Origin of the sequence: Levilactobacillus lanxiensis (assembly GCF_016861655.1) — a bacterium.
Classification (GTDB): Bacteria; Bacillota; Bacilli; order Lactobacillales; family Lactobacillaceae; genus Levilactobacillus; species Levilactobacillus lanxiensis.
In genome coordinates this window covers 53,828-73,188 of record NZ_BOLN01000005.1, presented here as the reverse complement: position 1 = coordinate 73,188, position 19,361 = coordinate 53,828, and the positions used below count along the sequence as shown (strand labels likewise).

The window sequence follows — 19,361 nt, the reverse complement described above, 5'->3', positions numbered from 1 at the left end:
TCTCCTTTCTAAATTTGATTAGACTACAGTCCTAATTCTAGCATGTTTATTTTAGGTTCGATTAATTTCGGGGCGTTTTTAATTATTTTGTTTATAATTCTCATAAAAATAAATATTTATGCAGAAAGATTGCAAGCGCTCCGGGGCTTTTGTGGTTAGTTGACCCGGCAAAGCCCCTCCTATTGCTGGTCAACGGCCCGTCGTTGTGGTTAAATAATTAAAACGACACAACGCGTGAGAGGAGTATAAGATGAGAAACACATTAGAAAGCAGACGTGAATTTGGGAAGCATCTCTTGATTTTAATTGGGTCCGCCCTGATTACCGCCATCGCCCTGAACGAATTCCTGGTGCCGGGCAAAATATTTAGTGCCGGAATCAACGGGATTTCCCAGATTATTTCAACGTTATTAGAAATGGGTGGCATTCACCTGAGCACTGGGTGGTTCATCCTGCTGTTCAACATCCCCATCGGCCTGTTAGGCTGGTTCAAGGTCGGCCGGAGCTTCACCATCTATTCGATTGCCGTGGCGGTCCTGACCTCGCTGCTGGCCATCGTCGTCCCCGTGAACAACATTTCCAACAATTCCCTGTTGGCAGCGTTGTTTGGCGGAATTCTGACTGGAATCGGTGTGGCTTACCCCTTAAAAAATGGGTTCTCGACCGGGGGCATGGACATCGTCGCCGTGGTACTGGAGAAGACCACCGGCCGGACGATTGGAACGCTCATGATGATGATTAACTTTAGCATCGTGATCTTGGCCGGATTTTTATTTGGCTGGGAAAGTGCTTTATACACGATCATCTCAATTTATGCAATGTCGCGGGTTGTCGACAGCATTCACACCCGGCACCAAAAGCTGACGGCCTTCATCGTCACCACGAAGCAGGACGCTGTCATCGACGAGCTGAACCAGACGCTGATTCGCGGCATCACGGTAATGCCAGCGTTTGGCGCGTACAGCCGCAAGGATAGTGCGGTCCTAATGACCGTCATCTCCCGGTATGAACTGTACGCCCTGGAGCACGCGGTCAAGGACGTCGACGCCAACGCCTTCGTGAACCTGGTCAACACCGTGGATATTGAAGGGAACTTCTACAACGAAACGGAGCAGTTGAAGTTGAAGCAAGAAAGCGTCAAAAAGTAGCTAGAACCCTAGTGCTCCCTAAGCTATTACATGGTATAGTAGGTGTAAATACTTAGAAGCTATCGGAAAATTAGGGTGAAAATACATGGAAGCTGAACTTGAGTTTGAAGACAGATTAATTGATCATCTGACACAGATTGGTGGTTCCAAGCAGTGGCAATATTTGCCAGAGATTAAGACGACCGACCAATTGTGGCAAAACTTCAAGACAATTTTAGAACGTAATAATCAAGATAAATTAAAGCAACCGCTGAGTGCTACGGAGTTTGCACAAGTCAAGAATCAAATCGATGACTTGAAAACGCCGTACTTGGCCGGAAAATTTTTATATGGTCTAAATGGCGTGTCCCAGGTTGAAATTGATACCGACACAGGGGAACACGTCTTTTTGACTGTGTTTGATCAAGCCTTCGTCGGTGCTGGAGGAACGGTCTACCAAGTTGTGAATCAGATTGAGCGACCGGCCAAATTGGCTAACTGTCGGAGCCGGCGGTTTGATACGACTTTGCTGATTAATGGATTACCTATTATTCAGATTGAGGAAAAGACGGCCGCAAGAAACGTTAAAGAAGCCTTGAATCAAATGCATCAGTATATTCATGAGAACCAGTTTTCGGATATCTATTCGACGGTTCAAATCTTGGTAGGAATGACGCCAGACGATACGCGCTATATGGCGAACACCACTGAAGATAAATTCAATCTAGATTTTGCTTTTCATTGGCAACGTGAAGATAACAATCAACCGGTCATGGCTTGGCGTGATTTTCTAAACAGAATGATGTCGATTCCAATGGCCCATCAAATGGCAACAAGTTACATGATTTTAGATGGGACCAAGCACCATCAAATGCTAAAAGTTATGCGGCCATACCAGGTTTATGCGACGCGCAAGGTTATTGAACGCATCAGGAATGCCAGTTTTGACCACGATAGCCAGAAGCTGGGCTATATTTGGCATACGACTGGGTCGGGGAAAACTATCAGTAGTTTCAAAACGGCCTGGTTGGCTTCGCGCTTGCCTAACGTTGATAAAGTGGTCTTCTTGGTCGACCGGATTGCTCTGACGCAACAAACGACGGATAATTATTCGGCATATGATCCGGATACCAATGACGAAAATAAAAATGGTATTATTTCAGATACAGCCAACGTGAATATGCTTGCTAGAAAATTACGGCAACACGGCGGCATTATTGTGACATCAATTCAAAAGTTAGACCGGTTAGTTCAACGCTCTAACTTTAAGAAACCGGACCAACATATTGTCTTTATTGTGGATGAAGCTCATCGGTCCACAGCTGGGGATATGCTACAACGGGCTAAAAATGGTTTTCCACACGGGGCCTGGGTTGGTTATACGGGGACGCCTAGATTCGAGGGCGTGACAACGCAAGAAATCTTTGGTGATTTGCTTCATGCTTACACGATTCGGGAAGCTATCGCGGATAGGAATGTCTTGGGATTCAAGGTAGACTTCAATACCACGTTATCCGAAGATGTCCTGAAAGAGCAGTACCTGCCGCAGTTTTATCAACAGCAACATCCAGACTGGACGCAGGAACAAATTCATTTCAAAATTGACCATCTTTCTCGAGAAGACATGGATGATACTGTCGGCTCAGGCGTGTATGACGACAACGACGACCACGTTAAACTGGTGGTTGAGGATATCTTAAAGAAATGGCGGAACCGTTCTGTAAACGGCCGTTATAGTGCTATGCTGACGACACATGTTGGCGGAGGTAGTTCGACGCCGATGGCCATGAAGTATTTTGACGAGTTCCAACGACGAAACGCAGAATTGCCCGAAGAACAGCGTTTGAAAGTGGCCGTAACGTTCAGTCAGGATACGACGAACGGTGGTGCTATGCTGGATAACAATAAGGGCTTGCATGAAGCAATGATGGCTTACAATAAGCTATTTGGGACCGCCTTTGGGGATGATAATGTTCGTGGCTATACGGATGATGTCGTTTCTCGGCTGAATCGAACGATTAGTGATGACCAGTCGGATTACTTGAATTTAGTCATTGTCATTAATCAGTTATTAACGGGATTTGATGCACCATACTTAAATACTTTGTACGTGGATCGGACGCTACAAGGGGCCAATCTCATTCAAGCTTATTCGCGGACTAATCGGATTCAGGATATGCAACAGAAACCGTATGGGCGAATTGTAAATTATCGTTGGCCGGCACAGACGGAAAAATTAATGAATGACGCGCTTCAAACGTATGCGGATCGTAATTCGGCTAGTATCCAACCAGATTTGGGCGGAACTGGGGTCGTCGCTCCTGACTTCAAACAGACAGTTAAGGATACTAAGAATTTGCTAACACACTTAGATGAACTAACTAGCGGATTCACACAGATTCCGGTTGGTAAGGCGAGTGTGCAGCAGGCGTTCAATTTATTACAGCAGTACAACCATAATATGGCTTTGTTAAAGCAGGATGATCAGTATGATTATGACCATCCCGATGATCTATTGAATAAGGTTGGTTTGTCGGAGGAAGAAGAAATTCGGTTAACTTCTACGATTGCTATTGGGGTTAAGGACCGCCTTGAACCGTCGACTACAGGAGACAATCCGAATTCAATTGATTATGGAGACTTCAACTTAGAGATGGAACACGTCAATGAAGTTGAAGTTGATTATGATTACTTGGAAGAGCTTATTGCTAATTTCTTGAACCAAAGTAATTCGGGTGATCAAGAAGCTGCGGATAAGAGTTACCATCGAATCAATGACTTAGCAGATCAGTTGGAAGATCGGCAGTACAGCCGACAAATAAAGCGGATGGCTGATGATGTCCATAATCAGAAATTTGAGGGCGATATTGTTCACCAATATCCAGTTAAGTCTGACGATGTTAAGGGCATTTTGGATGAACATAACCGGCGCGGTCGACGCACGGCAATTCTAGCCTTTCGAACTAAATGGGGGCTGCTGGATGCTGTTGGTGTGCGTGAACTGATTAATATGGTGTTGGACCGTCACGTGGTTGGTAACGATGATTTAAACGAAAATAATGAAGTCACGAAGATTATTAGTGGTGGTCAGAAGTATTATCAAACGGATGCCCAGGACGATGATATTCGTGAGTTGTCAAAGATTAAGTACCGGAATCAGTTGCGGTCTGAGCTGACGAAATTTGCAGACCAAATCAATCAAGAATTTAAGGAGCCATTATGAGTAAGAGAGAAGAAGCACAAGACATTACATCACAGTTATGGGCCATGGCCAACGATTTACGAGGGAACATGGATGCCAGTGAATTCCGGAACTATATTTTAGGGTTCATGTTTTATCGGTATTTGTCAGAACATCAGGAAATGCATTGGCAACGGACCGGGCTATTTGACCTGCAACCTAACCAAACATTAAATGACGCGTACTTAGCCGTTCCTGAAGATGAAGTATCTGATTACTTGCAAGACGCAGCCAGTGAATTGGGCTATGCAATCGCCCCGCAATTTACCTGGCGGACAATTACGGATAAAGTTAAGAACGGTCATATCAAGCCATCAGATTTCCAAGATATGTTTGATGAGTTCAATACCAATGCGCAAATCAATTCGAATTCGCAAAAGGACTTCCGTGGGATTTTTAATGATGTTAACCTAGGCAATTCACGGCTGGGAAATAATACCGTTTCACGAGGTCAGGCGTTGAGTCGTATTGTGAAATTAGTTGATGAGTTTGAATATAATGATAAAGCCGGTCATGATATTTTAGGGGATGTCTACGAATATCTAATCGCTAAGTTTGCCGGAAACTCCGGGAAAAAGGCTGGAGAGTTCTATACACCACATGAAGTATCTAAGGTACTGGCACGTTTAGTTACTACTGATTTTCAATCGGGTGGTTCGCAGTTCACAGTCTATGACCCGACAATGGGTTCAGGCTCGTTACTATTAACGGTTCAGGAAGCCTTAAATGAAAAGGGCTATCATGATCGGGTGCATTTCCATGGACAGGAGTTGAATACCACAACTTTCAACTTAGCACGAATGAACTTGATGATGCATGGTGTTGAATATCAAAACATGGATTTAAGAAACGCTGATACGCTGGAAATGGATTGGCCCGACGGCGTTGATTCTGACGGTGTGGATCATCCCCGTAGTTTTGATGCCGTTGTCGCTAACCCACCGTACTCAAGTAAGTGGGACAATAATGCTAATAAGTTAAAAGATCCACGATTCAAAGACTATGGCAAGTTAGCTCCAGCTTCTAAAGCGGACTTTGCCTTCTTACTGCATGGGCTTTACCACCTTTCTGAAGAAGGAAAAATGGCAATCGTTTTACCCCATGGGGTGCTGTTCCGTGGTGCGGCTGAGGGAACGATTCGGCAGGCATTGATTGAAAAAAACTATCTTGATGCAGTTATTGGGATGCCAGCCAAGTTGTTTTATTCCACTTCAATTCCAACAACGATTCTGGTCTTCTCAAAGCATAAGACAACGAAGGATATCTTCTTTATCGATGCTTCCCAGCAGTTTGAAAAGGGAAAGAATCAAAACATTTTGCGGGATGAGGATATTGATAAGATTATCGAGATCTACAATACCCGTGAAGATGTAGACAAGTACGCTCATAGAGCTGAATTGTCAGAAATCAAGGAGAATGAGTTTAACCTAAATATCCCACGTTATGTGGATACTTTTGAGGAAGAACCACCCGTTGATGTGGAAAAGTTGGTCACAGATATCCAGAGCACAAATGATGAAATTAAGACCCTACAGTCTGATTTAGGAAATATGCTGGATGATTTGGTTGGTCAAGACGCTGTCGCTCAGCAGCAGCTTGAGGCTATTAAGAGGATTTTAAAATGATAGATGATAAGAAGAGATTAGTGCCACGGGTACGATTTCGTGGTTTTGAGGGCGTTTGGGAGCAACGAAGATTAAACGAGGTTGCAGATAGAGTTACCCGAAAGAACTCCAAGCTACAAACTTCACGGCCACTTACAATTTCAGCTGGTCTAGGGCTTGTCGATCAAAGAGACTACTTTAATAAAATCGTGGCCAGTAAAAATCTGACGAATTACATTCTATTGCTTCGTGGAGAATTTGCGTACAATAAAAGTTATTCAAAAGGCTATCCATTTGGTACCGTCAAGAGACTTGAAAACTATGAGTCTGGGGCAGTGTCAACACTGTATATTACCTTTAAAAGTATTTTGGCAGATCCGCAGTTCTTAGCTCAATATTACGAAACGTCAAGCTGGCATCGAGAGATTTCTAAAGTAGCCGCAGAGGGAGCAAGAAATCATGGATTGCTTAATATTTCTCCAGTGGATTTTATGAGTACATCATTTGAGCTCCCAAGTAACAAAGATGAGCAGAAAAGAATAGGTGATACTTTATTTAAGCTAGACAATCTTATCGTTGCAAGTGAGAGAAGGGTTAATGAATTAAAGGCGGTAAAGAATCTTGTGGTGGAAAAAATTTTTTCCGTCAAATGGAGATTCAAAGGCTTTTCTGACCCTTGGGAGCAGCGTAAGCTAGGATACATAAATTGATTGAGGAAGGATTTTTAGTTTACTATGAAAATTACAAGCAAAGCAATTCCACGTCTTTTTTTTAGTAATACTTTCTGGGAAAAGGTTACTTTCTCTGAACTGTTTTCGGAATCAAAAGGAAAAAATAAACAGCTGACTTATTCTGCTGACAAAATCATTTCGGTCGCTACGATGTCATGGAAAGAAGCTAGTGTCGATGTTAGAGAACCTTATTTAAAGACGTACAATTTCCTAAAGAAGGGAGATATAGCATTTGAGGGAAATAAAAGCAAAAATTTTCATTCAGGTAGGTTTGTTCTGAATGATCTTGGGGATGGAATTGTTTCCCATGTTTTTGTGGTTTTTCGACCTAAGATAAATATGGATATGAATTTCTGGAAATATTATATCCATGATGAAAATGTTATGGGGAGAATTTTGGAAAAAACGACAACAAAAACGACAATGATGACCAGTATAGTTGCTAAAGACTTTCTGAAACAAAAAATCAACATTCCTGCTCTGAAAGAACAGAAAAAGATTGGTCTGGTAATTAGCCAAGTAGATAACCTTATCGATTTAAACAAGAAAAAGGTTGATCAGTTAAGAAACTGTAAAAAGCTAACTCTACAGAGGTTATTCTCTGTAGAGTGGAGGTTTAAGGGCTTCTCTGATCCTTGGGAGCAGCGTAAGCTCAAGGAATTATATCAAGTGTATTCCGGACAAACACCATCCAAAAAGGACCCTTTAAACTACTCTTCAACCGGGACCCCTTGGATCAGAACCACAGAATTAAATAATTATAAGATTGTATCAGCACAAGTTTTTGTTTCAAAAGCAGGACTCAAAGGCCTGCATGTATTAGAGAAGGACAGTGTATTACTTGCGATGTATGGTGGAATGAATCAAATCGGTAGAACAGGGATTTTAACGTTCCCGGCCACAATTAACCAGGCTTTGTCAGCTTTTGAACCTAACGGATACATAAACCCATATTTTTTATTGGCTGAATTGAATGTCAGAGTTAGTGAGTGGAAACCGTTGGCGGCAAGTAGTCGAAAGGATCCTAATATAACAAAAAAGGATGTTGAAAATTTTATGATAAGTTACCCTAGTTTAGAAGAACAAAAAGAAATTGCAAGCTCATATAAATTACTTAGTAAGCTTATCGTTGCCAATGAGAAAAAGGTCGACGAACTGAAGCAATTGAAGAAATATTTGATGCAAAATATGTTTGTTTAATTAATTTGTGTATCAAGGACAATTTCGCTTTGCTTGGGTGAAAGGAAACTTAAGTATCGATTTTATCTACTCGCATTTTGTATAACAATTCATTATAAATAAGTTATTCAGTCTATCTGTGATTGAATAGCTTATTTATTTTGGGGAGGTTTATAAAATGACGGAGAATGTACGATTTTGTCAGTATTTTAAGCAATGGATGGAACTCTATAAGGCGGGGGCGGTACGACCAGTGACCTATCAAAAATATGAAATGACCTATAAACAATTGGTTGCATTGGCACCAAACATGACGCTGGAAGAACTATCTCGACTAACCTATCAGCAATTGCTTAATGATTATGCTGAGACACATGAGCGGCAAACCACAATGGACTTTCATCGCCATTTAAAGAGCTCCTTACTGGATGCTCTTGAGGAAGGGATGATTGGACGTGATCCTACGAGAAAAGCGATTATCAAGGGAACTAGCCACCAACAGCATAAGATAAAATTTTTACACCAGTACGAGCTACAGGCGTTGTTGAACGAACTAGATTTGGCTGGTGAGGTGAATTGGGATTATTTTATTCTTCTGATTTCAAAAACCGGATTAAGATTTGCGGAGGCGTTGGGAGTTACACCGGATTCGTTTGATTTTGCGCATCAGACACTAACCGTTGATAAAACATGGGATTATAAGTCGTCCCTTGGTGGATTTGCGCCTACTAAAAACGAGTCATCAGTGAGGAAAATCCCGTTAGATTGGCAAACGGTTATTCAATTTTCCCAGCTAACGAAGCATCTGCCAGAGGATAAGCCAATATTTGTTCAAGGTAAGGTTTACAACGATACTGTTAATCATTATTTGGAACGGCTGTGTAAGCGAGCCCAGGTGCCAGTTATCTCAGTTCATGGGCTACGACACACACACGCCTCACTGTTGTTATACGCTGGCGTAAGTATTGCATCTGTAGCACGGAGATTAGGTCATTCTAATATGACAACCACCCAACAAACTTATATTCATATCATTCAAGAATTGGAGAATCAGGATAATGATAAGGTGATGAAACATTTGGCAAGTCTTATCTAAATTATACGTAATCCGTTAAATATAGTTTGAAAAATCGCATTGAGAAGATTAGTGCGATTTTTCCTTGTCGTTCATTGGCAACGATAAGGGCTTCTAAAAACATAAGGATATGTCCAACCTTAATTTGTTCATCTCTCTTGGGAAAGCTTACTGTAATTTTTCCAATATCAATTTTATTTATTTTCTTTGGAAAAGCCACATGAAGGGTTCGCTTCCACAATTCCTTTTGAAATTCAGACGATTCAATTTCATATTTCAAAAAGAATGAATCAACTTGTGGTTTAATTAATGCCAAACTTACATAGTAAGCAATATTTCCCTCACGGTTAACTACTTGAGGCGTTCCTACATCACCAATTCTTGTCATTAAGATGTCACCCTTTTGGGGGAACACTTTAAAATTATCAGCAAAGTCCTTTTTAGAAATAAATTTGTTTGTGTCTAAGGTCTTTATATTCTCTACACTTAGGAAAGGTACCCCACTAGGCTGATAATTGGGCGTTTGGTGGGTTCCATCAAATATGCGACTTACTTCTCCCAACTTACGCTGCTCCCAAGCAAAACCAGTTATTTCGTTGTATTTTTGCCTTACGTTTGGGAGCAGCGTAAGTTAGGCGAAATAGTTACTAGAATCACTGCTGGGCAAAATAAAAGCGATTTTCCACAGGTAGAATACGAAAATGTTATTCCTGAATATGGTCAATTAAAAGGTATCTGTAATGCAACTACGAAGAAGGGAGTTGCTTTTACAGCAGGCGATATAGTATACGGTAAATTGCGACCATATCTAAAGAAATGGTTTTTAGCAAAGTTTTCAGGAACAGCAGTTGGGGATTTCTGGGTTTTGAGGCCTAGGGAAAAAATATCAACAAGTTTTGTTTACGCATTAATACAAAGCAAAGAGTTTCAGCTGGTTGCAAATATAACTTCGGGGACAAAAATGCCAAGAGCAGATTGGACAAATGTTTCTGAGCACAAATATATTGTTCCAGTCCATATTGAGGAACAAAAATCTATTGGTAGCTTATGTTCTATAGTGGATAACCTTATCGTTGCCAATGAACGTAACCGGTTTGGATGGACTTAAGTAGCTAGAAGTAAATGCGAATAGATTTGAAGACCAATTTTATGAATACAGTAAGAAAATGAATAGTGAAATTGCTATAGATTGTATGAGAAATTTATGTGGATTGGTAAGTTCTGACGAAGACAATGACAAGAAATGCTAAATATGTATTTAAATTCAAATATCGTCATCATTCCGCATAAAATTTCAAAAGTTATCAGAAGAAAAATTAGACATTTGTATGTTTAATTTAATTCGTTGATTAATTGAGTTCTCCCAGAAACTAGTTTCCTAGGATTGCCATCTGAAAAGTGTAAACACCTTGTCGCTTATGGTATTTACCGGTATAATATGACTATTCACATACAGAAGGGAACGAAATTAAATGCCAATTGTTAACATCGATTTGATTGCTGGCCGTTCACAAGACCAATTGAAGGCCTTGGTTCAAGACGTCACCACTGCTGTGACCAAGAACACCGGCGCTCCAGCCGAACACGTGCACGTCATCTTACGCGAAATGCAGCCTAACCGTTACGGTGTGGCCGGCGTTTTGAAGAGCGACGAAAAGTAATAAATATTTGCGAAAACTTATAAACCGCCACCAAGTCCGATATACCGGTATTGGTGGCGGTTTCATTTTGAAAAACGTTTGGCTAACGCGGTCGTTTTCGGTATACTAGTAACAAGTGCGACATCACGGCAAAATTAGGCCGTCGCTAACGAACGAATGAATGGAGAGTTGAACGATGAGTGATCAACAATACATGATGGCAATTGACGAAGGGACGACGAGTACCCGGGCTATTTTATTCGACCGGCACGGCCAAATTGCGGGACAGGCACAGCGTGAATTTCACCAGTACTTCCCGCAACCAGGTTGGGTCGAACATGACGCAAATGAAATCTGGAATGCAGTGCAATCCGTTATTTCTGATGCGTTAATCGATTCAGACGTACAACCTTACAAGGTCCGGGGTATCGGGATCACCAACCAACGGGAAACGGCGATCATCTGGGACAAGAAGACCGGCGAACCCATTTACCATGCGGTTGTTTGGCAGTCCAAACAGACCAGTGAAATTGCGGACCAATTGAAGGCCGATGGCTACTCAGATGCCATCCACGAGAAGACCGGGCTGGTCATCGACTCCTACTTCTCCGCCACCAAGATTCGGTGGATCTTAGACCACGTTGACGGGGCCCAGGAACGCGCTGAACGCGGCGAACTGTTATTTGGGACCATCGATACCTGGATTCTCTGGAAGCTGACCGGGGGCCGGGTCCACGCGACTGACTACACCAACGCTAGCCGGACCATGCTCTACAACATCCACGACCTGGCCTGGGACAAGGAAATTCTGGGCTGGTTGAACATCCCCGAATCCCTGTTACCAGAAGTGCGGTCCTCTTCCGAAATTTACGGCTACACCGCGGGCTACACGTTCAGTGGGGTTCAGGTGCCGATTGCCGGGATTGCCGGTGACCAACAGGCCGCTTTGTTTGGGCAGACTGCCTTTGACAAAGGGATGATCAAGAACACGTACGGCACCGGGGCCTTCATCGTCATGAACACCGGTGAAGAACCCACGCTGTCGCACAATGGGTTACTGACCACGATTGCTTACGGGCTAAATGGCAAGGTGACTTACGCGTTGGAAGGGTCCATCTTCGTGGCCGGTTCCGCCATTCAATGGCTCCGTGACGGCATGCGCTTCTTTGAAAATGCCAGCGAATCCGAAAAAATGGCCGTGGACGCCCAAACCACGGGCGATGTCTACGTGGTCCCTGCCTTTACCGGGCTGGGTGCGCCATACTGGAACCAGGAAACCCGGGGCGCCGTCTTTGGCTTGACCCGTGGCACCACGCGGGAACAATTCGTCCGGGCCACGGTTGAAGCCATTGCTTATCAAACGCGGGACGTGGTCGACACCATGACCAAGGAGACCGGGTTGAACCTGCAGTCCCTGAGTGTCGATGGTGGGGCCGCCAACAACAACTTCCTGATGCAGTTCCAGGCGGACATTTTAAACACGCCGATCAAGCGGGCCGCTATCAACGAAACGACCGCTCTCGGTGCGGCTTACCTGGCCGGCTTGGCCGTGGGCTTCTGGCCGGACATGGACACGATTCGCGCGATGCACAAGTCGCGTGACGAGTTCGTGCCGCAGATGGCCGAAGACAAGCGGGCACGCTGCTACAATGGCTGGCAAGCAGCCATCAAGGCAACGCAAGCGTTCCATCAAGATTAAGCCAAGTTAATTGAAAATAAAACGAAACGGCTCACCGCTGCGGATGGCAGACGGGTGAGCCGTTTTTCGTTAGAGATGGGGGATATGAGGATGCGTAAAGGATTGTGGTTAGTGATTGGGGTGCTCATTGTCGGTGGCCTGTGGGGCTGGGTCGTGGTGAGCGACCCCAGTAGTGCGCAGGGCCAAGCCTACGCGGAACGGACAATCAACCGGGATTTACGGGCCCACAGGTGGTCCAAAATTAAGACCTTAACGGGTAACGACCAGCAACTGTTGCGCCGCCTGCAGCAACACCCTAAAATCACGGTGACCGTGCAACCGGATGGCGATTGGCCGGCCAGTTGGTACATGGGCAGCATCACCGGGACCGAGTGGCATCTGTTAGTGAAGGTCCACCGGCAAAAGATTGATCCGCTGGGCCTGGTTTCCCGGTTTCGGGTGACCAAGATGTGGCGCGACAACTAATCGGGGCAATCGCCTAAAATGGTGCGAACGGTTTTGATTCGGGTGCACCAGTCGTTTTCTAAGTAGTTGGTATAAGGTTGGCTGAGCAGAAAGGCTAATAGCGCTTGTTTTTGCGGCTTGTCCAGGTAAACGAAGGTCCGCGGTGCCACGAACGTCGGGTCGACCGCGCGCAACGTCTGCGCCGATAAGGTGGGCAGCGTTGCCACGGCCGAAATGGGGATGGCGATGCCCGCCGCGCCCAGGTAATCCTGAATGGCCTGCGGATCGTCGTGCTGGAGCTGTTGACCCAATTGGGCGAGCTTTGCCGGCGTGGCTGTGAGTGGCCGGGCACACCGCACGAATAGCGTGACGCCGCCGTGGGTTCCGGTCATGTGAACGAAGCCCTGAAAGGCGTGTTTGAGAAAATGCTTCCGGTACTCGAGCACCTTTTCGCCGAGCCGAATCTGTTCGGTTGGCAGGGGATGCAGGGAAAAGAGAATCGTTGGCAGGTTGGGATCGTAAAGGGTTTGAATCGTGGGACGCATGGGGGAACCTCCTTTGGTCTTGGTTCTAGTTTACCATTGTCGCGGGCAATACGTGCAGGGGCTTGACGGTTACCTGAAATTTTAGGCGTTAAATTGGCCGAACGGGTTGCGGGAATTGTACGCGCGTTCGGGTTACAATGAGGATAATCACTTAAGTTGTTGAATCATTGAAGGAGGAATCTGCGATGGCAGTTTTGACGGCGGCACAGAAAGTTCAAATTCTTAGTGACCTGGTGGCGATTCACTCGGTCAACGATAACGAGGTGGCGGTGGCCACCTACCTGCAACAATTGTTGGGTGAACACGGTATTCGGGCGAAATTATTGCCAGTAAATGGCAACGCCCAACGGCCCAACTTGGTCGCCGAAATCGGCAGTGGCCGGCCAGTCTTAGGCGTTTCTGGGCACATGGACGTGGTCTCACCCGGTGAAGTTAGTCAGTGGCAAAGTGATCCGTTTACGTTAACGAACCGCAATGACCGGCTATACGGTCGCGGGGCAGCGGATATGAAATCCGGGCTGGCCGCGTTAACGATTGCCCTGATTGAGCTGCACGCGGCCGGGCAACCCACGCACGGCACGATTCGCCTCATGGCTACGGTGGGCGAAGAGGTCGGCGAGTACGGTTCACAGGCCTTCTACGAGACGGGGGCCATGGACGATGTCGATGCCCTATTGATCGGCGAACCCACCGGCTACAACCTGTTTTCCTCACACAAGGGCTCGATGGATGTGCGGCTGACGGCCAAGGGCCTCGCCGCACACAGCTCAATGCCGGAGTTAGGCGCCAACGCGATTGATCCGCTGCTGGCGATTTTGACCCAGGCCAACCAAGCCTTCCGGGAAACGTCTAAGGAAAACGCCTTGCTGGGTAAATTGGCCTTCAACACGACCATTTTCTCCGGGGGGAATCAGGTCAACTCGATTCCCGAAGCGGCCACGGCCGAGATGAACGTGCGGACGATTCCAGAATTTGATAACGCCGCCGTGCGCGAGACGCTCCAACACCTGATCGACCAGCAAAATGCGCAGGGGGCCCAGGTGACCATGGACATCTACATGGATCAATGGCCGGTTGAAGAGCCGCAGGACAATTCGCTGAGTAATTTAGCGGCTAAGCTGGGGGAACCATTTGCCGGTGAACCGATTCCCAAGTTACCACTACCCGCCGTGACCGATGCGTCTAACCTGTTAAAGGACAAGGGCAACCAGTTCCCATTCATCGTCTTCGGTCCCGGTAGTAACACGGCCCATCAGGTCGACGAATATGTCGACCAACAAATGTTCTTGGACTTTACGGAACTATATCAGCAGCTATTACCCGGCTATTTAAACCTGAAATAATTAATTGTGCCTAACAAAAAGTCGCCACCTCACTGATTTGGGGTGGCGACTTTCGCGTCTATTCAGCTAATTTTAGGTAATCTTGCAGGTAGGTGGCGAGGCCGTCGTGGTCGTTGTCGAGCGACGTGACGTCCTGAGCCAGGCCCTTGATGGCTGGCGTGGCGTTTTGCATGGCCACACCCCAACCGGCGTAATCGATCATGGCCGTATCGTTGTGCTCATCACCAAAGGCAATGATGTTCTTGCGGTCCACGTGGTACTGGTGGGCCAGAAAGTCCACGCCGGTTGCCTTCTGGACCCCCTTGACGCCTAGTTCCACCACGGCGTTTGGACCACCCCAAGGGGCAGCGTCGACTTCATCACTGAAGTTGTGTCGCAGGTAGCTCAGCAGGTGTTCTTGATGGCTGCGGTCGACTGCGACTGTTAAGCTCGTGGGATTTTCAGTCAACGTCTTTTGGTTCAAAATTTGATTGGACTGTAAGACGGAGGGGAAGAACCCCACTTCAACGGGTTGGTCGCGCACGGCTAGGAAGAGATTCTTGCCTTCCGCGGCAATCATGTTGATACCCAGTTCTTCACGGTGGGCCAGCAGGTCGAAAGCCACTTCCTTGTTAAAGGTATATTGGTATTCGTCCGACCATTGTTGGTGGGGGATATGACCCAGGCTCCCGTTAAAGTTGATCATCGGGCCATCCAGGTGCAGCTCATCGTAAAAGTTGGCCGAGATCCGGTTTGGGCGGCCGGTCACGATGCTGACGATGTGACCCGCTTCCCGGGCTTGAGTCAAGACATGTTTGGTCTTAGCAGAGAGCTGAGATTCTGCATTTAAAGTTGTGCCATCTAGGTCAATGGCAATTAATTTTCTTTCCAAAGAGAAACACCTCGCAATTTCGTTGGTTGATTGGATTCACGTTCAAAATAAAACTCGCCCTTACAATTTAACACACCTTTCTGAAAATAGCGACCATTTCACTTTCACCCGGGGTAGAGTTCACCCGGTGAAACGGGTATAATGGGGACAGAATTTAAGACGAAGGCTAGTAATATGTATATAACAAATGATTAGTTGTATCTAGCAAAATGGAGGAATAACGGTGAATTTACCTGACGATTTTATTACGAAGTACCAACGGCTCTTGGGACCGGCAGCGGCCGAGTTCTTTGCCAGCTTTGACACGCCCAGCCTCAGTGGCTACCGGGTCAATCCCGCGCATCACGACCTGCCGACCGATTTAACGGCGCCGGAGACGGTCCCCTATGAACCGTTGGGCCATTTAGGAACCGTTGGTGGCCGGACGTTGATGCACCAGAGTGGTGCGGTCTACAGTCAAGAACCCAGTGCCATGTTTGTCGGCGCCACGGCGGCTCCCCAACCGGGCGATAAGGTCTTGGATCTGTGTGCGGCCCCTGGGGGAAAGACGACCCATCTGGCCAGTTACCTCCAAGGCACGGGCCTGCTGGTGACTAACGAGATCAATCGGAAACGGGTGAAAGTCCTCGCCGAAAACGTGGAGCGCTTTGGCGTGCGGTCCGCTCTCATTTTAAACGAGTCGCCGGACCGGCTGAGTCCCGTGTTCCCCGACTACTTCGACAAGGTCCTGGTGGATGCCCCGTGTTCTGGTGAGGGGATGTTCCGCAAGGACCCCGATGCCATGTCTTATTGGTCATTGGATTACGTACAGGAATGTGCGACCCGGCAACGGGAGATCATGACGGAAGCCTTGAAGATGGTCAAGCCCGGTGGTCAGTTGATTTACTCCACCTGTACGTTTGCCCCCGAGGAAGACGAGCAGATGATGGCCTGGGTCTTGGAAAACTACCCGGACTTTCATTTAACACCGATCACTAAGGTTGGTGGTGTGGTGGATGCCCGGCCAGAGTGGGCCGATGGCAATCCTGAACTCAAGAAGGCGGCACGCCTGTTCCCACATCTAATGAAGGGTGAAGGCCATTTCGTTGCTAAATTAGAACGGGATGCTGGGGAAGCCGCCCCATTACACGGGGTGGCTAAGTTGGGCACACCATTGACGGGCGACCAACGGAAGCTCTGGCAAGACTTTGCGCAACACGTGTTAGGCAGCAATGATTTTACCGACCTGGTCACGGTTAAGGACCAACTGTTTGCTGTGCCAGCAGGCCTGCCTAACCTGAAAAAGTGCCACGTCTTTCGGCCCGGGTTACACCTGGGGACGTTCAAGAAGAACCGGTTCGAACCAGCCTATGCCCTGGCCTTGGCCAGCGACCCACAGCGGGTGACACAGACCTTGGCCATTACTGCTGAGCAGTGGCGCGCCTGGGTCCACGGCGAGACGTTCACGTTGGCAACGGCCCCGCAGAAGGGCTGGTACTTGTTAACGTGCGCCAGTCAACCGGTTGGGTTCGGCAAGGTCGTGGGGACGACCGTGAAGAATTTCTTCCCCAAGGGATTGCGGTTCACCGTTTATGATAATGAAATGTAACACCTTGAAATTTTAAAAAGTCGAATTTGACTCGCAAAAAGGCGTTTGGGAAAATTCCCAAGCGCCTTTTTTTAATTGGTTTATGCAATTAGCGTTAAATCAATGTCTTTAAGCTGTGTTATTTATAGAATAAGTGCTAGTTCGTGAGGTGTCGTTGCTGACAATAGCTCATTAATTCTGGACTCAGTAGAAGCTGCTGTTCCCGGAGTGCCGCCAAATTGCGACACCCAAGTAAGGTTAAAATGTCCCGCAGACCGTCTTGCCAGCCCAGTAACAGCTGGGTGGTCGTTTCCTCATCCGTTTTAATCAGACTGTGAAGGATCTGCCCCGCACTTCCCACGACCCGAGCCCCCAATGCGAGGGCCTTAGCGGCGTCCAGTGGTTGCCGGATGCCACCCGTGGCAATCGTTTGAAGTTTGGGAACCTGCCGTGCTTCCAGCAGAGACTCAACCGTACTTTGGCCCCAACCGTCCAGGTAGCTGAGTTCCTTGGCAGGTCGGCGGAAGTTTTCGATTTGGACGAAATTCGTGCCGCCACGACCACCCAGGTCGACCAGCTGGACGCCAACGCCGGCTAACTGATCGAGCGTTTCGTGAGCCATGCCAAAGCCGACTTCCTTGACGATGACGGGGACGTCGAGCGCCGCCACGGTTTCACCGATACCGTCCAGCCAGTGGAAGGTCCGGTCGCCCTCGGGCATCACGATCTCTTGTGCCGCATTGACGTGGATTTCCAAGGCATTAGCCGCCAACATATCCACGGCGGCCTGCGCCTGAGCGACCGTGTGGCCCGCACCAATGTTGGCGAAGACCAGGCCGTCCGGATTGTTCTCACGTAAGGGGGTGAAGGTATCGGTCGTGCTGGCATCCTGGAGCGCGATACTCTGTGAGCCGCTAGCGACGGGCATCCCCGTGGCCGCAGCAATCCGTCCGAGTTGGGCGTTGACCTGACCCGTGCGGGGACTGCCGCCGGTCATGGCTTCAATCATGAGTGGCACCGGCAGCGTCAGCGGGCCTAACTGCGTTTGTAAGTCCACGTCGGCCTTGGCCATTTCTGGTAAGCTCTGGTGCACGAACCGCAGCTGGTCGAACTGACTAGCCGCAACGGGTTGATAAAATTTTTCCGCCAACGACAGGTGCTCGTCCTTGCGGTGGGCGTGACGGGTGAGGTCCATAAGTGTGCGCTCCTTATTCGATAACGTGGTGGACGTTCAACTTCAGTGGCTCGATGCCTCGTGTTTCCCATTCTTTGAGCAAACGGGCGAGGTCCTTGGCAGCGTTGATGATGACGATGCCACAGTCACCACCACCGGCACCGGAGGATTTGGCGGCGCCACCGATATGCACGGCGATGTCACACATGGTCTTCAGGAGGGTGGTTTCAATCGTGACGTGACTCAGGCAGGCCAATCGGTTTAACAAATCACGGTTGACGGCGATTTCGTGTTGAATGGCGTCCAGGTCTTGGTCGTGGAATCCTTGAATCATCCGTTGCAGGCACTCGCGACTTTCACGAAGAAAGGCGTGGTAGTCCTTGCGGCGGGTCGCCTTGAACAGGGCAATCTTGTCGACCAAATGGGAGGTCGAGGCGGGAGTTCCCGTCCAACCGATCATCAATCGCAGCGATTCCGGTGGCGTCAGGAGTTCAATTTGTAATCCGGGCCAGTCGGTGTCGAGCAATTGTTCTAGGGTGAGCTCCCGGCGAGCGGAGGCTAACCAGTCGCGGTCAAAGGCCTGGTAGGCAATCCAGCCACCGTAAACGGAAGCCGCAATGTCACCCAGGGAGCCGTTGCCTTGCACGTCTAAATGGGCAATGGCAGCCAACTTGAAGAGGCGGTCCTTGCTCATTTGAATATCATAAAATTGGCAGAGGGCCTTGACGGTGGCGACGGTGACGGCAGCGGAGGAACCGAGGCCGTACTTCTTGCCATCGGCGCTGTCGAGGTCACTGTTGACGTTCAAGTGATACATCGCCAGTGGCTTGCCCAAAGCCTGGGCATACTGTTCGGTCAACCGAATGGCCGAGAGAATGTAGTGAAACGGGTTATCGCGGTTGTCAAAGACGAGTTCGCTGCCTTGACGCTGCCAGTACAACGAGTTTTCCTGGTACTGTTTGGACGCGATCCGCCCGTAGTCCTGGCTGGGCGTAATGGTGACGGTGACGAACTGGTTGAGGGCAACAATAATTGCCGGGTAACCAGGTTCGACCACGGCGTATTCGCCAGCGATATAAAGTTTTCCGGGTGCTTGCGCGGAAATCAAAAAAATCAGGTCCC

17 protein-coding genes are annotated in these 19,361 nt (G+C 47.6%); 12 read left to right on the top strand and 5 right to left on the bottom strand.

The genetic code is table 11. The annotated features are described in order from the left end of the window. The first annotated feature begins 250 nt into the window (after positions 1–250). From JUF22_RS07295 to JUF22_RS07270, 6 genes are all read left to right on the top strand, one after another. Complete coding sequence (locus JUF22_RS07295) at positions 251–1,147, top strand: YitT family protein (RefSeq protein ID WP_125762442.1); 897 nt, start codon at positions 251–253, stop codon at positions 1,145–1,147. Between the two features lie 85 nt (positions 1,148–1,232). Continuing rightward, complete coding sequence (locus JUF22_RS07290; RefSeq protein WP_203645088.1) at positions 1,233–4,349, top strand: type I restriction endonuclease subunit R; 3,117 nt, start codon at positions 1,233–1,235, stop codon at positions 4,347–4,349. Beyond that, positions 4,346–5,992 carry a type I restriction-modification system subunit M gene (locus JUF22_RS07285; protein ID WP_203645087.1) on the top strand — a complete coding sequence of 549 codons (1,647 nt, stop codon included), beginning with the start codon at positions 4,346–4,348 and terminating at the stop codon, positions 5,990–5,992. Before JUF22_RS07290 ends, JUF22_RS07285 begins: the two co-directional genes overlap by 4 nt. Beyond that, positions 5,989–6,681 carry a restriction endonuclease subunit S domain-containing protein gene (locus JUF22_RS07280; RefSeq protein ID WP_203645085.1) on the top strand — a complete coding sequence of 231 codons (693 nt, stop codon included), beginning with the start codon at positions 5,989–5,991 and terminating at the stop codon, positions 6,679–6,681. The genes JUF22_RS07285 and JUF22_RS07280 overlap by 4 nt, the downstream gene beginning before the upstream one ends. A gap of 24 nt (positions 6,682–6,705) precedes the next feature. Beyond that, the gene (locus JUF22_RS07275) at positions 6,706–7,902 is read left to right on the top strand and encodes a restriction endonuclease subunit S (protein ID WP_203645083.1); all 1,197 of its coding nucleotides are present in this window, start codon (positions 6,706–6,708) and stop codon (positions 7,900–7,902) included. A gap of 157 nt (positions 7,903–8,059) precedes the next feature. Further along, complete coding sequence (locus JUF22_RS07270) at positions 8,060–8,977, top strand: site-specific integrase (protein ID WP_203645081.1); 918 nt, start codon at positions 8,060–8,062, stop codon at positions 8,975–8,977. Position 8,978: 1 nt separating this feature from the next. Here JUF22_RS07270 and JUF22_RS07265 read toward each other — a convergent pair whose 3' ends face one another. After that, the gene (locus tag JUF22_RS07265) at positions 8,979–9,548 is read right to left on the bottom strand and encodes a restriction endonuclease subunit S (RefSeq protein WP_268890139.1); all 570 of its coding nucleotides are present in this window, start codon (positions 9,546–9,548) and stop codon (positions 8,979–8,981) included. Positions 9,549–9,560: 12 nt separating this feature from the next. Between JUF22_RS07265 and JUF22_RS07260 the strand changes: the two genes are divergently transcribed. The 4 genes from JUF22_RS07260 (at position 9,561) to JUF22_RS07245 (ending at position 12,760) form a co-directional block, all read left to right on the top strand. Next, entirely contained in the window at positions 9,561–10,064 is a 504-nt protein-coding gene (locus tag JUF22_RS07260; RefSeq protein ID WP_203645079.1) for a restriction endonuclease subunit S, read from the top strand. A 364-nt stretch (positions 10,065–10,428) separates the two neighbouring features. Continuing rightward, complete coding sequence (gene thmT, locus JUF22_RS07255) at positions 10,429–10,617, top strand: 2-hydroxymuconate tautomerase (protein ID WP_011667624.1); 189 nt, start codon at positions 10,429–10,431, stop codon at positions 10,615–10,617. Between the two features lie 175 nt (positions 10,618–10,792). Further along, positions 10,793–12,295 carry a glycerol kinase GlpK gene (gene glpK, locus JUF22_RS07250; protein WP_203645077.1) on the top strand — a complete coding sequence of 501 codons (1,503 nt, stop codon included), beginning with the start codon at positions 10,793–10,795 and terminating at the stop codon, positions 12,293–12,295. Positions 12,296–12,385: 90 nt separating this feature from the next. Further along, positions 12,386–12,760 carry a hypothetical protein gene (locus JUF22_RS07245; RefSeq protein WP_203645067.1) on the top strand — a complete coding sequence of 125 codons (375 nt, stop codon included), beginning with the start codon at positions 12,386–12,388 and terminating at the stop codon, positions 12,758–12,760. Here JUF22_RS07245 and JUF22_RS07240 read toward each other — a convergent pair. Beyond that, positions 12,757–13,284, bottom strand: a complete 528-nt coding sequence (locus JUF22_RS07240; protein WP_203645065.1) for a hypothetical protein — start codon at positions 13,282–13,284, stop codon at positions 12,757–12,759. The two genes, JUF22_RS07245 and JUF22_RS07240, sit on opposite strands and share 4 nt — an antisense overlap. Before the next feature lie 185 nt (positions 13,285–13,469). Between JUF22_RS07240 and JUF22_RS07235 the strand changes: the two genes are divergently transcribed. Then, complete coding sequence (locus JUF22_RS07235; RefSeq protein ID WP_203645063.1) at positions 13,470–14,627, top strand: ArgE/DapE family deacylase; 1,158 nt, start codon at positions 13,470–13,472, stop codon at positions 14,625–14,627. Positions 14,628–14,685: 58 nt separating this feature from the next. Here JUF22_RS07235 and JUF22_RS07230 read toward each other — a convergent pair whose 3' ends face one another. Beyond that, the gene (locus JUF22_RS07230) at positions 14,686–15,498 is read right to left on the bottom strand and encodes a Cof-type HAD-IIB family hydrolase (RefSeq protein WP_203645061.1); all 813 of its coding nucleotides are present in this window, start codon (positions 15,496–15,498) and stop codon (positions 14,686–14,688) included. 223 nt (positions 15,499–15,721) lie between these two features. On the opposite strand from JUF22_RS07230, the gene JUF22_RS07225 reads away from it, so the two are divergent. Then, on the top strand, positions 15,722–17,086 hold the full coding sequence (locus JUF22_RS07225; protein WP_203645059.1) for an RsmF rRNA methyltransferase first C-terminal domain-containing protein: 1,365 nt from the start codon (positions 15,722–15,724) through the stop codon (positions 17,084–17,086). Between the two features lie 136 nt (positions 17,087–17,222). On the opposite strand, the gene fni is transcribed toward JUF22_RS07225, so the two are convergent. Next, on the bottom strand, positions 17,223–18,260 hold the full coding sequence (fni, locus tag JUF22_RS07220) for a type 2 isopentenyl-diphosphate Delta-isomerase (RefSeq protein WP_203645052.1): 1,038 nt from the start codon (positions 18,258–18,260) through the stop codon (positions 17,223–17,225). A gap of 13 nt (positions 18,261–18,273) precedes the next feature. Continuing rightward, positions 18,274–19,347 carry a phosphomevalonate kinase gene (locus JUF22_RS07215; RefSeq protein ID WP_125762458.1) on the bottom strand — a complete coding sequence of 358 codons (1,074 nt, stop codon included), beginning with the start codon at positions 19,345–19,347 and terminating at the stop codon, positions 18,274–18,276. Positions 19,348–19,361: the final 14 nt, after the last annotated feature.

What these genes read in the sequence shown, in the direction of transcription:
- JUF22_RS07275 (WP_203645083.1), top strand. Translation starts at nt 6,706, where the DNA reads ATGAAAATTACAAGCAAAGCAATTCCACGTCTTTTTTTTAGTAATACT.
- JUF22_RS07235 (WP_203645063.1), top strand. Translation starts at nt 13,470, where the DNA reads ATGGCAGTTTTGACGGCGGCACAGAAAGTTCAAATTCTTAGTGACCTG.
- JUF22_RS07295 (WP_125762442.1), top strand. Translation starts at nt 251, where the DNA reads ATGAGAAACACATTAGAAAGCAGACGTGAATTTGGGAAGCATCTCTTG.
- fni (WP_203645052.1), bottom strand. Translation starts at nt 18,260, where the DNA reads ATGGACCTCACCCGTCACGCCCACCGCAAGGACGAGCACCTGTCGTTG.
- JUF22_RS07240 (WP_203645065.1), bottom strand. Translation starts at nt 13,284, where the DNA reads ATGCGTCCCACGATTCAAACCCTTTACGATCCCAACCTGCCAACGATT.
- JUF22_RS07285 (WP_203645087.1), top strand. Translation starts at nt 4,346, where the DNA reads ATGAGTAAGAGAGAAGAAGCACAAGACATTACATCACAGTTATGGGCC.
- JUF22_RS07245 (WP_203645067.1), top strand. Translation starts at nt 12,386, where the DNA reads ATGCGTAAAGGATTGTGGTTAGTGATTGGGGTGCTCATTGTCGGTGGC.
- JUF22_RS07290 (WP_203645088.1), top strand. Translation starts at nt 1,233, where the DNA reads ATGGAAGCTGAACTTGAGTTTGAAGACAGATTAATTGATCATCTGACA.
- thmT (WP_011667624.1), top strand. Translation starts at nt 10,429, where the DNA reads ATGCCAATTGTTAACATCGATTTGATTGCTGGCCGTTCACAAGACCAA.
- JUF22_RS07270 (WP_203645081.1), top strand. Translation starts at nt 8,060, where the DNA reads ATGACGGAGAATGTACGATTTTGTCAGTATTTTAAGCAATGGATGGAA.
- JUF22_RS07280 (WP_203645085.1), top strand. Translation starts at nt 5,989, where the DNA reads ATGATAGATGATAAGAAGAGATTAGTGCCACGGGTACGATTTCGTGGT.
- glpK (WP_203645077.1), top strand. Translation starts at nt 10,793, where the DNA reads ATGAGTGATCAACAATACATGATGGCAATTGACGAAGGGACGACGAGT.